Consider the following 13,927-nt stretch of genomic DNA (forward strand, 5'->3'; position numbering starts at 1 on the left):
GGCATGGATGATGGCAAGCACTTGAAAAAGATTGGAATAAATTCTCGAAAATACGCCTTTGACGATTTTTTATAGCGGTATTTAAAGCGTTATATCCAGGTTATTGTTGGTCGAAAGCGATGTGCGCAAGTGAGGGCTTGCGTGAGCGAGCGCCGTAACGCTCGCTCACCAACAGGCTTATGGCTGAAAAGCGCCGATGAAGATCGCCGGGTCCACGCGCGCATCGTTGAGGCTGACGTTCCAGTGCATATGCGGCCCGGTTGCGCGACCGGTGGCGCCGACCTTGCCGACCACTCCGCCACGCGGGACGAGGTCGCCGACCTTCACGTCGATCTTCGACATATGGCAAAACATGCTGATGAAGCCTTGCCCGTGATCGACGAATACGGTGTTGCCATTGAAGAAGTAATTGCCGGTCAGGATGACCTTGCCCGCTGCCGGGGACTTGATCGGTGTGCCGGCCGGAACCGCGAAGTCGAGTCCCGAATGCGGGTTGCGCTCTTCGCCGTTGAAGAAGCGACGCACGCCGAATTTGCTCGACAGTGGGCCGTTGACCGGCTTGTCCAGAATCAGGTTGCTTGGCGTGCCTGGGCTGAAACTGCGGTAAGCGCGCAGTTGCTCGGCCAACTCGCCCTCGATGCGTTTGTTGTCTTCAGGGTTGGGATTGACCTGACGTTTGTTCTTGAGCGTGATGTGTTGCTCCGGGTATTTCTTGCTGCCAACGGTGAAGTTGAGCGTGCGCCCGCCGGACGTGACTTGCTGAGTGCCGGGTTTGACGGTCAACGGAATGCCCACGATGGCCAGCCAGCGCGTGCCCTGTTCCTTGACCACCAGCACCGGTTTGCCTTGATAGGTGGCGGTCGGAGCCTGAGCGCCAGTGCCCAGATCGACAACCGCCACGCCGCCTGGCACCGGTTTGTCGAGTGCGCGGGTAATAAAGCTGTCAGCGTGAGCGGGAAGACAGAGCAGCAGGGCGAACAGCGGGGCGATAAAACGTAGCATCAGGCAGTCAGTCCAGAAGGGAGAGGGTCACGGGTGTGAGGTGATTGTCTTCAACGCGCACCTGCAGTTCGCCTTCGCCGAGCCTGGCGGTAAGCCGTTGGCCCGTTTGCGTCTGTGCCGCGCTGCGGATCGCATGGCCGCGCTCGTCGAGCAGGATGCTGTAACCGCGTCCCAGTGTGGCGAGCGGGCTGACCACGTTGAGGGTCTGCACCTGACTTTGCAGTTGCAGCTTGCGCGCCTTGATCTGTTCACGAATGGCTCGCGGCAGACGCTCGGCCAGGGCATCCAGACGCTGGCGCAAAAAGGCCAGGGTCCGCCCCGGGTGCTGGGCAGCAAGGCGGCTCTGCAGGTGCGCCAGACGCACTTGGCGTTGATGCATGTTCTGTTCGAAGGCGCGGCGCAGGCGCATGTCCAGATCATCCAGCCGTTGCGACTGTTGACGCAAGCGCTCGCCAGGGTGGCGCAGACGCCGGGAAATACCCTCCAGACGCAGCCGCTCGCGCATCAGGCGGTCCTGCATGCGGCTGACCAGTCGCCGGTGCAGGTTGTCGACGCGTCGATGCAGGTCGCTGGAATCCGGGGCGAGCAGTTCGGCGGCAGCGGAGGGCGTCGGTGCGCGCACGTCGGCGACAAAGTCGCTGATGGATACATCGGTTTCATGCCCGACAGCGCTGACAATCGGCGTCACGCACGCGTCGATGGCGCGGGCGACAGCTTCTTCGTTGAAGCACCACAGGTCCTCCAGCGAGCCGCCACCACGGGCCAGGATCAACGCATCGAAGCCCCTGCTGTCGGCCAGCTTCAGCGCGCGGACAATCTGGTTGATCGCCTCGCGACCCTGAACGGCTGTGGGAATCAAGGTCAGCTCGACCCGCGGCGCGCGACGGCGGAACACGCTGATGATGTCGCGGATCACCGCACCGGTCGGAGAGCTGATAATCCCGATACGTTGCGGGTGCAGCGGCAGTGCGACCTTGCGCTCGGCGCTGAACAGGCCTTCGTCGCTGAGCTTGGCTTTCAACGCATCGAATGCCAGGCGCAACGCACCATCACCGGCAGGTTCCACCGTGTCGAGAATCAACTGATAGTCGCCGCGGCCTTCAAACAGCGAGACCTTGCCGCGCACCTTGACCTGCAAGCCGTCCTTGAGCGCCTGACGCACACGTGCCGCGCTCTGCCGGAACAAGGCACAGCGCACCTGCGCGCCAGAGTCCTTCAGCGTGAAGTACACATGGCCCGACGCCGGGCGCGAGAGGTTGGAGATCTCCCCCTCGACCCAGATGCTGCTGAACACGTCTTCCAGCAGCACACGGGCACGGCCGTTGAGCTGGCTGACAGTAAGGACTTCCCGGTCGAGGCCGAGTCTTGCGAAAGGGTCTTTGATCATGTCCGGCATCATAATGGCAATGCCGGTCTGGCGCACAGGTCTGTCTCGTCGGTAAAGGCAGGATTGCTTCTTGACCTGAATGGCCAGCCTATTAAGCTGCGGCCTCGAACAGCTTTAAGCGACGCTCCGTTATGAACACCCAAAGCATCATCGTCCCGCAAATTTCCACCTTTCCCGGGCACGAGGCCAGGGCGCGGCTGATCCTGCGCTGGCTGGTCAAGCTCGATGTGGTCGAGCCGGAGTTGACCACGTGTGGACGCACCTATAACAAGATGGCCTACGCAGTGGCACCCGGAGCGAAGCGGGTGGTGAAGAACCCCGATGCGTTGCCGTTCGGGCAGGTCGTCAATGGCCTGGAAATCGTCACCAAGCGCTGCATCTATACCCCGCTGAACGACTTTGCCGAAGAGGCCGGTTGCCCGGAGTGTCGCCGCGAAGTAGGGGAGGCGCTGTTCGACAGCCTGGAAGACTGGATGCCCGGTCACACCGATAATTTCACCTGCCCCGAATGCCGCCACGAAGATGACATCAACGGCTTTCTTTTTCTCGACGCCTGCGGGTTTTCCAACCTCGGTTTCATCTTCAATAACTGGCTGGATGCGTCGTTCACGCAGACCTTTCTGGATGACTTCGCCGAACGTCTGGATCGCCCGGTCTCCTGCGTTAATGTGCGTCTATAAACAGCTTTGATAATAGGCTGAGGTTTACATTGAGCCGGGCGGGGTCTGTGGGTATAATGGCGCGCTTCCAATTTCCCGCCCGGGAGCCCCCGCGATGCTGCGTATCAGTCAAGAAGCCCTTACATTCGACGACATTCTCCTTGTGCCCGGTTATTCCGAGGTACTTCCCAACGAAGTCAGTCTGAAAACCCGTTTGACCCGTGGCATCGAGCTGAATATACCTTTGGTCTCTGCTGCAATGGATACAGTCACCGAGGCCCGTCTGGCAATTGCCATGGCCCAGGAAGGCGGTATCGGTATCATCCACAAGAACATGACCATCGAGCAGCAAGCTGCCGAAGTGCGCAAGGTCAAGAAGTTCGAGGCCGGCGTCGTTAAAGACCCGATCACGATCGAAGCCGACGCCACTGTTCGCGATCTGTTCGAACTCACCCGCATGCACAACATTTCCGGCGTACCGGTTCTGCACAATGGCGACCTAGTCGGCATCGTGACGTCCCGCGACGTACGCTTCGAAAACCGTCTTGATGTCCCTGTTCGCGAAGTGATGACGCCCAAAGAGCGCCTGGTCACTGTGCGCGAAGGCGCCGACAAGAACGAAGTGCGCGAACTGCTGCACAAGCACCGTCTGGAAAAAGTCCTGATCGTCGACGGCAACTTCGCGCTCAAGGGCATGATGACCGTCAAGGACATCGAAAAAGCCAAGGCTTACCCGCTGGCCAGCAAGGACGATCAGGCTCGCCTGCGCGTCGGCGCTGCAGTCGGTACCGGCAAGGACACCGGCGAGCGCGTCACCGCACTGGTCGCGGCTGGCGTTGACGTCGTGGTCGTCGATACCGCTCACGGCCATTCCAAAGGCGTGATCGACCGCGTCCGCTGGGTCAAGGAAAACTTCCCTCAGGTGCAGGTCATCGGCGGCAACATCGCCACTGGCGAAGCTGGGAAGGCTCTGGTTGCTGCTGGCGCCGATGCAGTCAAGGTCGGTATCGGCCCGGGCTCCATCTGCACCACGCGTATCGTTGCCGGTGTCGGCGTGCCGCAGATCAGCGCCATCGCCAACGTCTCCGCTGCCCTTGAAGGCACTGGCGTGCCGATGATCGCCGACGGCGGTATCCGCTTCTCCGGTGACCTGTCCAAGGCTATCGTGGCTGGCGCCTCCTGCGTGATGATGGGCTCGATGTTCGCCGGTACTGAAGAAGCGCCAGGTGAGATTGAACTGTTCCAGGGTCGTTCCTACAAAGCCTATCGCGGCATGGGTTCGCTGGGTGCGATGTCCCAGGCGCAAGGCTCGTCCGATCGCTACTTCCAGGATTCGTCCGCAGGTGCCGAGAAACTGGTGCCTGAAGGTATCGAAGGCCGTGTGGCCTATAAAGGTCCGTTGTCGGCCATCATCCATCAGTTGATGGGCGGCCTGCGTTCCTCCATGGGTTACACCGGCAGTGCCGACATCGAGCAGATGCGCACCAAGCCCGAGTTCGTTCGCATCACCGGTGCCGGTATGGCTGAGTCCCACGTCCATGACGTGCAGATCACCAAGGAAGCGCCGAACTATCGCGTCGGTTGATCCGGACTGCATCGGGGTGTTTGCCGCGATGCAGGCCAGCAAGTTTCATAGCCGGGGCTGTTGACGCAGCCCCGTGTCGTTTCTGTTTTTTGACGAGAATGAGTCATGGCCCTCGACATTCACGCCCACCGTATCCTGATCCTCGACTTCGGTTCCCAGTACACCCAGCTGATCGCCCGCCGCGTGCGCGAAATCGGCGTGTATTGCGAGCTGCATCCGTTTGACATGGACGACGAAGCGATTCGCGAATTCGCTCCAAAAGGCGTGATCCTCGCCGGCGGCCCCGAGTCCGTACACGAAGCCGACAGCCCGCGCTGCCCGCAAGCGGTATTTGACCTGGGTGTGCCGGTTTTCGGTATCTGCTACGGCATGCAGACCATGGCCGAGCAGTTGGGCGGCAAGGTTGCCGGTTCCGAGCTGCGCGAGTTCGGCTACGCTCGCGTTGACGTAGTCGGCAAAAGCCGTCTGCTCGATGGTATCGAAGACCATATCGACGCCGACGGCCTGTTTGGCCTCGACGTATGGATGAGCCACGGTGACAAGGTCACCAAACTGCCGGAAGACTTCCACATTCTGGCCAGCACCCCGAGCTGCCCGATTGCCGGTATGGCTGACGACGCGCGCGGTTACTACGGCGTGCAGTTCCACCCGGAGGTGACCCACACCAAGCAGGGCGGTCGCATCCTGTCGCGCTTCATCCTCGACATCTGTGGCTGTGAAGCACTGTGGACCCCTTCGAAGATTGCTGAAGACGCTATCGCTCAGGTTCGCGCTCAGGTCGGTACTGACAACGTGTTGCTGGGCCTTTCCGGCGGCGTTGACTCCTCCGTGGTCGCGGCGCTGTTGCACAAGGCCATCGGCGATCAACTGACCTGCGTATTCGTCGACAACGGCCTGCTGCGTCTGCATGAAGGCGAGCAAGTAATGGCCATGTTCGCCGAGAACATGGGCGTCAAGGTGATCCGCGCCAACGCCGAAGAGCAGTTCCTGAACAACCTGGCAGGCGAGAGCGATCCAGAGAAGAAGCGCAAGATCATCGGCCGCACCTTCATCGACGTGTTCGATGCCGAGTCCTGCAAGCTGGACAACATCAAGTACCTGGCGCAAGGCACCATCTACCCGGACGTCATCGAGTCGGCTGGCGCGAAAAGCGGCAAGGCCCACGTCATCAAGTCGCACCACAACGTGGGCGGCCTGCCGGAAGAAATGAACCTCAAGCTGGTCGAGCCACTGCGCGAACTGTTCAAGGACGAAGTCCGCCGCCTGGGCCTCGAACTCGGCCTGCCCTACGACATGGTCTACCGCCACCCATTCCCAGGCCCAGGCCTGGGCGTGCGCATCCTCGGTGAAGTGAAGAAGGAATACGCCGACCTTTTGCGTCGTGCCGACCACATCTTCATCGAAGAACTGCGCAAGGCCGACTGGTATCACAAGGTCAGCCAAGCGTTCGTAGTGTTCCAGCCGGTCAAATCGGTTGGCGTCGTCGGCGACGGCCGCCGCTACGCCTGGGTCGTCGCGCTGCGCGCGGTCGAAACCATCGACTTCATGACTGCTCGTTGGGCGCACCTGCCTTATGAGCTGCTGGAGACGGTGAGCGGCCGGATCATCAATGAGATCGAAGGGATTTCGCGGGTGACTTACGATGTGTCGAGCAAGCCGCCGGCTACGATTGAGTGGGAATGATTGGACGTCCGGCATCGTCCGGCACGATCTAGCAAGAAATGCCCTGGAGCCCGCGTAATTGCGGGCTTTTGGCTTTTTGGGTCTGGCAAATTCTGGCAGCTTTGTGCATCGCCAAGCACCGTGTTTGTATGGCATGGTACGGGGCATTGACTGAGCCAAATGCCATGTTCGGTGCCCGATACCATGTCGATCTAGTAGGGAAGGGCATGGTATCAAATCTCATCATCAGCCCGGTTTCATTGGGTTTTATCGTGGTGCATGAGTACTTTTCTGAGTATGGTATTTTTTCCATGGAATCCGTAACTGCCATGCTGACCGATACCAAGCTGCGTAATCTCAAACCGCAAGAAAAACTCTACAAGGTGAACGACCGCGACGGGCTGTACGTGGCCGTCACTGCTGCCGGTTCCATCTCATTTCGTTACAACTACTCAATCAATGGCCGTCAGGAGACCATCACGTTCGGTCGTTATGGCGTGGGTGGCATCACACTTGCGGAAGCCAGAGAGCGCCTGGGCGAGGCTAAAAAGATGGTTTCGGCGGTTAAGTCACCTGCCAAAGAGAAAGCCCGTGCCAAGGCTCGCACCAAAGGGGCAGAGACGTTTGATGCGTGGGCTGAGAAATGGCTGCGTGGGTATCAGATGGCTGACTCGACGCGTGACATGCGCCGATCGGTTTACGAGCGCGAGCTAAAGCCGCACTTCGGTAATCAGAAACTGGCGGAAATCAATCATGAGGATCTGCGAGCGCTGACTGATGCAATCGTGGAGCGTGGAGCTCCGGCCACGGCCGTGCACTCCCGCGAGATCGTGATGCAGGTGTTCCGATGGGCGATAGAGCGTGGCCAGAAGGTTGAGAATCCGGCTGATCTGGTGCGTCCTGCAAGCATCGCTAAATTCGAGCCACGTGATCGCGCTCTAGGGCCTGACGAAATCGCGTTGATGTATCAGTACCTGGACCGCATCGGCACTGCCTCATCCGTGAGAGTCGCCGCTAAGCTGCTGTTGCTGACCATGGTTCGCAAAAGTGAATTGACCAACGCTACCTGGAACGAAATCAATTTCAGCGAATCCCTGTGGACCATTCCGAAAGAGCGGATGAAGCGGCGCAATCCCCATTTGGTGTTCTTATCTCAGCAGGCGCTGGATTTTTTCATTGCTCTGAAGACGTTTGCCGGTGGTTCGGATTACGTCTTTCCCTCTCGGTACGATTCCGATTTGCCAATGAGCACCGCGACGATCAATCAGGTGCTGACGCTGACCTACCGGATAGCGGCTCTTGCCGGTCGGACGCCCGACCAATTGGCGACGTCGGTGCTGTATTTCTGCACCGAAGAAGGATTACCAGCACCGTCCGTACTGATCTACAGCGGCCGGGGTATCCAAGCGAAATGGCTACTCGACGGTACTATCCCGCGTCAGGCATTGCCCCGCTGGAATGCATGCCAACGCTACCTAGTGGATCGCCTCGCACACGTCGGAGCCGATCCGATGGCCAAAGACGCAAGCCGCGTTCTGCGAACCATCCAGACAGTCAACAGCAAGAGTGGCGAAGTCTGTCGCGTGGTTCACGTCACGAACGATACCGATGGCCAGCCGGTTCGCTATAACTTCGAGTATCTGGCCGAGGCCCTGCTACCAAGTGCCCGCTGGACAATAGAGCAGCAGCGGCAGGAACAGGCCGAGCGGGTCAAGCGCAAGCCTAAACCCTTCCTTTTGGTGCCCGGCGGTAAAGCTGACAATCTCCGCGGATTCTCCGGCCGCCAGCTCGCGTGGGATCGCCTCGAAGACCTGCGCAAGCTCGCCGAGCTGCGCGGCTGCGTCAACGAAGGCTGCCGGATGCAACACCTGTTTTGGCGCTTGAACTTCCTGCTACTTTCCGGCGCGACCACCCGCTCCAGAGGATGCGGCGTTGCCCATTGACGCTGCTGCACCGGTGCCGGAGTTTGTAGCACCGGCAAAGCTGGAGTTGATTGCGCCAGCCAATCCTCCGCTACCAGCAGCCCCAGCGGTACTTGCACCACCACCTGCAACGCCAAGCGCGTTAGCGGCGGCTGGCGCAGCGGCACCAGCCGTGGCAATGGTGGTGACTGCGGCAGCCGCACCGGCTGCGGCAGCCGCAGCCATTCCGCCGATGGCCGAACCGCCGCCCATTGACGTGCCGCTGATCATCCCGCCAATCAGTTCGGGAATAGTCTTGGTCAAATAGGCGCATACCAGAGCTAACCCCGCCAATGTCATCAGGGATGCTTCGTCATTTGTGTAAGCCGCTAACCAGGACTTAGCCGATGTGACAATAATTCCGACGATCAATGTTAAGACGAAAAGCTTGGCGCCTACTGCAACAACGAAACGGAGCGGTGCAATTGCAAAATCCCGAGTCCATTGCGAACCACCGAAACCGAAGAACAGCACGGAGGCATTGATGATGACGTACGACTCTACAAGCGTTACAAACATGAATGCCGCGATGAAGGCGAAGCACAGTAAAACCAAGCACCCAACAAGCGCGATAAGTACTGCTTTACCCGGAGAAAAAACTGAAATTCCCTCCACGATGGTACGTGAGAAGTTGACAGCCACCGCGAACATATCACCGGGCTGAAGCGCACGGCCCAAACCGCTAGCCGTGCCCGCAGCTTCTCGGAAACTGTCCACTACGGCTGTCGCCCATTGAACGGAATGCTCAATGACTGCGTAGAAAAAGCCAATGACCATGAAGAAGCGGATCAGCTCGCCGACAACTTCGCCTAAGTCAGCTTGTTTCATCACTAAAGGCATGAACGTCCAAACCAATTGGATGAGAGCGAGAGACGCCAGTAATTTGAGTGCATAACCCTGTAGCCGTGGTGACCACTCACTTGCAGCCTGATAAAGCAACCGCAAAAGCCCGTTCATTTCATTGCTTTGAGTTACGTCTCCTGCCGCCATCGCACTACCGGCCGAAAGCAAGAGCATTGCACTAACGAGTGCTAGAAATGCTGAGCGTTGCATAGTTAGAAATCCTCAGATGGGCCCCAGTTGTTTTTCCGGGCTTCAAAGTCCTTATCTGTATCTGGTTGCATCGACCGCTCTACAGCCACGCAGTCGGTGCGGATAGAAATAATGAATCCGGACAGAACCGCGCCACTAAGAGCAGAGGCGATGCATAATCCAACGATAAGATTTTTAGATATGAACATGGTTAGAAATCCTCGGAAGGCCCCCAGTTGTTTTTACGCGCTTCGAAGCGCTGTTCGGCTGCTTCGCTAGCGGCCTTCCGGTCGCCCTGCTGAGCCATGTAGTTGCCCTGCATGTTGATTTGCGTGGCCACCAGGTCGCGCAACTTTTGCAGTTGCTGAACGTTCTGCGAGGCGATTTCGTTGCCCGCCTGAATCGCTTGCATCCGCCCCACGGCCGACTGCGAACGGGAAACCATGCTGGCAAGCTGCGCGTCTTCAGATTCGAAAGCGCCTGTATTGAGGTTCGCCGCTTCCATAGCTGCTTTCACGTTGTCACGCCCCTGCTCTGACCACTTCAGATAACGATCTTGCGTCGGGACCTCCGCCGAGTTCGCGGCTTGATTTAGGTAGGACTCGAAGCCCGGAAATGTCATGTTGAACTGCGAGTCTATGTTCTGGATTTGGCGGCCCAATGCCTGCGAGCGGTTGTAGATGCTGACCACGTTTTTCAGATCGGCCGCGATGCTGCCAAACATGGAGTCGGGCAGGCCCGTACCTTGCGTGACCATGTTTTGATATTGCTGAATCTGCGTTTGCAACTGCTCGGCGGTATTCAGCGCCGTGTTGACCTGTTCGGCGTATTCAAACATCTGTTGATAGAACGTCGAGCAGTTCGAGCAATATATGGCGTATGCCGGGAACGGGGCGATGTATACGGCCAACCCAACAAAGGCGGCTCGAGCTATGTTGGCACCATAGGCCGCATGGCGAATGAGTTTCCGGTCAGCAGGAACGGTCTTTTTGCGCGCAGTAAATCTTGCTGGCAGCGTTTTTTCTGTGATGAACGCTATGATTTTTTGATGCATATCCCGGCCTCTATCAGTCACTTTGATTCGTGCCTGATCGTGCCCCGATATGCCGGTTGCATCGATGGAGTGATTGACTAATTAGGTTGACATGGGAGATATCGACTGGTGGCGATACATTTTCCGAATGTTCTCAAAAAAGCCGACTGGATGTACTTTCAATCAGTCGACGTCGACTTGTCGATGTGCCGGATATTTAGTGTTGCTGGTAACAAGCTCGACCTGATCGGTTCAGATCCGCGCAAGATGGAAGTCATCGCCATTACCGACAAGGCCGAGAAGAAGGCCAAGAAATCTTCCGGCACAAGCAACGGAAAAGCAGGCAAAGGCCAGTACGGCATTGGTAGCAAGAACAATGATGCTCCCGGGCAACTGACCCAGCAGGCAGAGCTGGCCTATGAAGTGGGTGAAATCGAGAAGGCTATCTACGCCAAGATCGTCGACAAGTGCGGTAACCGCCACCACTGGGAGGAGTGGGCTGGTGATATCGCCAAGATTGCCCGTACTCACATTGACCGCATTCAGGGTATTCTGGAAAATCCGGAATATGGCAAAGAGAAGGCTGCATTCGCAAATTTTGCTGCCGAGCTGCGCGACGACTTGAACGACAGTATCACCGATGGTGAAATTATTGAAATGTTAGCCCAACATTTGATAACTAAGCCGGTGTTCGACGCGTTGTTTGAGGAGTATAGTTTTGCTAGTAATAATCCCATGTCTAAAGCTATGCAGGGTGTGTTAGACGCGCTTCATGAACATAATCTTGAAAAAGAAGCTGATACACTAGAGAAGTTCTATAGTACCGTTAGGTTGCGCGCCTCAGGTATTAATAATTCTGAAGGTAAGCAACGGGTTATCAAAGAGCTCTATGATAAGTTTTTCAATGGTGCGTTCCCAAATTTAGCGAAAAGATTGGGTATTGTTTATACTCCAATTGAGGTTGTAGATTTCATTCTCCACAGCGTCAATCATTTGCTTAAGAAAGAATTTGGTCAAGATTTGGGTGCTGAAGGGGTGCATATTATAGACCCCTTCACAGGTACCGGGACGTTTATTACGCGCCTTATCCAGTCTGGCTTGATCGGTCCGGATAAATTGACCCATAAGTACCGTCACGAAATTCATGCCAATGAGTTGGTGTTGCTTGCCTATTATATTGCTGCCATAAATATTGAGACAACATATCATGATGAAGCCTCAGTTCCCTATACTCCGTTCGAGGGAATCTGTCTTACTGATACTTTTCAAATGTATGAAAGGGATGATCTGGTAAGTGGGCTTCTGGAAGATAATAGTGCGCGCCGTAAGCGCCAAAAAATGTTAGATATCAGGGTCATTGTCGGCAACCCACCCTACTCTTCTGGAGATAAGGATGATGAAAATAATAAGAATGTTGAGTATCCGTCTTTAGACACTCGTATATCTGATACGTATGTCAATAAGTCATCTAAGAAAATGGGTAAGAGCAAGATTTATGACTCTTACATCAGGGCTATCCGTTGGGCTAGTGATCGCGTTGGGGATGCTGGAATTATTGGCTTTGTTACGAATGCTGGCTGGGTTGAAGCAAATACAACAGACGGACTTCGCAAATGCTTAGCTGAAGAGTTTTCTAGTATTTACGTATTTCACCTGCGAGGTAACCAGTACACGTCGGGTGAGCGGTCGCGTAAAGAAGGCGGAAAGATTTTTGGCGGCGGTAGTCGTGCGCCAATTGCTATCTCCTTCTTAGTAAAAAATCCAACGAAAGGTAGTCATGGCGAAATATTTTTCCACGATATTGGCGAATACCTCAGTCGAGAAGAGAAGCTTGAAAAAATTTCCAACTTGATTAGCATTGAGAATGTGAGCGAGTGGCAAGAAATTACACCAAACGATCATGGTGACTGGTTAGGTCAGAGGGATGAAAGCTTCTCTAGCCATATTTGCATCGGGGCTAAAGAGGGTAAGGGTGACGATTGCATTTTTGGCTCTTACTCAATGGGCATTAAAACAAATCGCGATGAGTGGACATATAATTGCTCAAGAAGTAAGTTGGTTGAAAATGTATCTAGCATGATCTCCTTCTATAATTCTGAGCTCTCAAGATTCAAGCTGTTGGGGCTAAGCAAGGACGAAGTTGAAGGTTTTTTATCTCGGGATAAGACGAAGATAAAATGGACTTCTGATATTGTTGGTGATTTTAAAAAAGAAAGATTTCACGTCGTTAAAGAAGAGGATTTTGTGATTTCTATGTATAGGCCTTTCTCCAAGGAATGGGTCTACGCAAATAAAAGCTGGAATTGGACGCGTCACTTGATGCCGCGATATTTTCCCAGAAATGCGCGCGAGAACATAGTTATCTGTGTCACGGGGACAGGTGAGACGAAAGGGTTTACTGCTCTTGTTACAAACTATGTGCCTAACTTGCATTTGGTTGCGGGTGCTCAATGCTATCCTATGTATCTTCACAAGGAAGAAATATCTTCTGCGGATGACGGACTTTTTAAGACGGAAGATGTTACTGAGCAAGGTCGGTCCAGTGCTATCACTGAGAGAGGTCTAGAGCATTTCTTATTGGCTTATCCAGGTGAAAAAATAACAAAAGAAGATGTGTTTTATTACGTCTATGGAATCCTACATTCTCCAGACTATCGCGAGCGTTATGCAGACAATTTGAGCAAGGAATTGCCTCGCATTCCAAAAGTCAAAAGCGCCGTTGATTTTTGGAGGTATAGTACGGCTGGAAGGAATTTGGCAGGCCTACATCTAAATTATGAGTCTGTTGAACTTTATCCTTTGCTCATCGAGATTAGTGGAGGCCTATCAACTGCGGATTATCGCGTAAATAAAATGAAGCCTGCAAAAAAAGGCGATAAGACGACTGTGCTCTATAATCATCGGATCACAATAAAGGGTATTCCGGAGACCGCTTGGGATTATATGGTCAACGGCCGTCCAGCGTTAGAGTGGGTTATGGAGCGACAGTCTGTTCGAGCTGATAAGGTCAGTGGTATCGTCAATGATGCCAATGACTGGTCGACTGAAACAATGCGCAATTCTAAATATCCGCTAGAGCTCTTCCAGCGCATTGTGACTGTCAGCGTTAAGACGATGGATATCGTGAGAGCGTTACCTCCCTTGGATATTTGAGCTGAGCCTCTGATGCCAGCTAGAGCTGGCTCAGATCATCAAACTTTTACGTTGAAACAGGGCAAGCAATGAAAGACCGCAGTCATGATGAAGCAATGGCAAAGCTTTTCCAGGCGAATCCGTCTTACGCTGATGAGCTGCTTGCTGAGGTGCGTCGGACTGGCGATAAGGATGAGATGGCTATTTTGAGGCGTCAGCTTTCACCGGATCTAGCCATCAAAAGTACGCGCTCTGGCGAACGTAAAAACTAACAGAATATGGCACTTTCCATGGTATCGTCACGGTTTATACGTGCTTAGGCCCTTTATCAGGGGGGGGCTAGACTAATTGATAATAGAGTGGGAGTGAGCCCACAGTGCTGCATGGCTGCATGAAAGAACCGGCTTTGGCCGGTTTTTTCATGCCCGCACTAATGGCTTATTCTCGCTATTGAAAGAGCCGCATTGCGTTGGC

At 55.1% G+C, this 13,927-nt stretch carries 9 protein-coding genes and 2 pseudogenes; 6 read left to right on the forward strand and 5 right to left on the reverse strand.

Annotated elements, in window-relative coordinates; genetic code table 11:
• Positions 1 to 177 precede the first annotated feature (177 nt).
• Entirely contained in the window at positions 178 to 1,002 is an 825-nt protein-coding gene (locus PCPL58_RS08580) for a M23 family metallopeptidase (RefSeq protein ID WP_003365059.1), read from the reverse strand.
• A gap of 7 nt (positions 1,003 to 1,009) precedes the next feature.
• The gene (gene xseA / locus PCPL58_RS08585) at positions 1,010 to 2,389 is read right to left on the reverse strand and encodes an exodeoxyribonuclease VII large subunit (RefSeq protein ID WP_161937151.1); all 1,380 of its coding nucleotides are present in this window, start codon (positions 2,387 to 2,389) and stop codon (positions 1,010 to 1,012) included.
• A 131-nt stretch (positions 2,390 to 2,520) separates the two neighbouring features.
• On the opposite strand from xseA, the gene PCPL58_RS08590 reads away from it, so the two are divergent.
• The 4 genes and pseudogenes from PCPL58_RS08590 to PCPL58_RS08605 all read left to right on the forward strand — a co-directional run.
• On the forward strand, positions 2,521 to 3,069 hold the full coding sequence (locus PCPL58_RS08590) for a hypothetical protein (protein WP_046719836.1): 549 nt from the start codon (positions 2,521 to 2,523) through the stop codon (positions 3,067 to 3,069).
• Between the two features lie 94 nt (positions 3,070 to 3,163).
• The gene (gene guaB / locus PCPL58_RS08595) at positions 3,164 to 4,633 is read left to right on the forward strand and encodes an IMP dehydrogenase (RefSeq protein WP_065349235.1); all 1,470 of its coding nucleotides are present in this window, start codon (positions 3,164 to 3,166) and stop codon (positions 4,631 to 4,633) included.
• A 105-nt stretch (positions 4,634 to 4,738) separates the two neighbouring features.
• Positions 4,739 to 6,316 carry a glutamine-hydrolyzing GMP synthase gene (guaA, locus tag PCPL58_RS08600; RefSeq protein WP_003433442.1) on the forward strand — a complete coding sequence of 526 codons (1,578 nt, stop codon included), beginning with the start codon at positions 4,739 to 4,741 and terminating at the stop codon, positions 6,314 to 6,316.
• Between the two features lie 308 nt (positions 6,317 to 6,624).
• Positions 6,625 to 7,605, forward strand: a pseudogene (locus tag PCPL58_RS08605) (tyrosine-type recombinase/integrase); the annotation flags it as partial.
• Between the two features lie 582 nt (positions 7,606 to 8,187).
• On the opposite strand, the gene trbL reads toward PCPL58_RS08605, so the two are convergent.
• From trbL to trbJ, 3 genes are read right to left on the reverse strand one after another with little or no spacing between them, the layout of a single operon-like run.
• The gene (trbL, locus tag PCPL58_RS08610; protein ID WP_462687372.1) at positions 8,188 to 9,309 is read right to left on the reverse strand and encodes a TrbL/VirB6 family protein; all 1,122 of its coding nucleotides are present in this window, start codon (positions 9,307 to 9,309) and stop codon (positions 8,188 to 8,190) included.
• A gap of 2 nt (positions 9,310 to 9,311) precedes the next feature.
• Positions 9,312 to 9,497, reverse strand: a complete 186-nt coding sequence (locus PCPL58_RS08615; RefSeq protein WP_065349236.1) for a hypothetical protein — start codon at positions 9,495 to 9,497, stop codon at positions 9,312 to 9,314.
• Positions 9,498 to 9,499: 2 nt separating this feature from the next.
• Positions 9,500 to 10,342: a P-type conjugative transfer protein TrbJ gene (trbJ, locus tag PCPL58_RS08620; protein WP_065349237.1), complete on the reverse strand. Its 843-nt coding sequence runs from the start codon at positions 10,340 to 10,342 to the stop codon at positions 9,500 to 9,502.
• Positions 10,343 to 10,537: 195 nt separating this feature from the next.
• Here trbJ and PCPL58_RS08625 point away from each other — a divergent pair.
• Positions 10,538 to 13,474, forward strand: a pseudogene (locus tag PCPL58_RS08625) (type ISP restriction/modification enzyme); the annotation flags it as partial.
• Between the two features lie 68 nt (positions 13,475 to 13,542).
• Positions 13,543 to 13,725, forward strand: a complete 183-nt coding sequence (locus tag PCPL58_RS08630; protein ID WP_065349239.1) for a hypothetical protein — start codon at positions 13,543 to 13,545, stop codon at positions 13,723 to 13,725.
• Positions 13,726 to 13,927 lie beyond the last annotated feature (202 nt).

It is taken from the genome of Pseudomonas cerasi (assembly GCF_900074915.1).
GTDB classification, from domain to species: Bacteria; Pseudomonadota; Gammaproteobacteria; order Pseudomonadales; family Pseudomonadaceae; genus Aquipseudomonas; species Aquipseudomonas cerasi.

Bases quoted from the DNA above. Each gene is read 5' to 3' on its own strand.
- trbL (WP_462687372.1), bottom strand. From the start codon at position 9,309: ATGCAACGCTCAGCATTTCTAGCACTCGTTAGTGCAATGCTCTTGCTT.
- guaA (WP_003433442.1), top strand. From the start codon at position 4,739: ATGGCCCTCGACATTCACGCCCACCGTATCCTGATCCTCGACTTCGGT.
- guaB (WP_065349235.1), top strand. From the start codon at position 3,164: ATGCTGCGTATCAGTCAAGAAGCCCTTACATTCGACGACATTCTCCTT.
- PCPL58_RS08615 (WP_065349236.1), bottom strand. From the start codon at position 9,497: ATGTTCATATCTAAAAATCTTATCGTTGGATTATGCATCGCCTCTGCT.
- xseA (WP_161937151.1), bottom strand. From the start codon at position 2,389: ATGATCAAAGACCCTTTCGCAAGACTCGGCCTCGACCGGGAAGTCCTT.
- PCPL58_RS08630 (WP_065349239.1), top strand. From the start codon at position 13,543: ATGAAAGACCGCAGTCATGATGAAGCAATGGCAAAGCTTTTCCAGGCG.
- trbJ (WP_065349237.1), bottom strand. From the start codon at position 10,342: ATGCATCAAAAAATCATAGCGTTCATCACAGAAAAAACGCTGCCAGCA.
- PCPL58_RS08590 (WP_046719836.1), top strand. From the start codon at position 2,521: ATGAACACCCAAAGCATCATCGTCCCGCAAATTTCCACCTTTCCCGGG.
- PCPL58_RS08580 (WP_003365059.1), bottom strand. From the start codon at position 1,002: ATGCTACGTTTTATCGCCCCGCTGTTCGCCCTGCTGCTCTGTCTTCCC.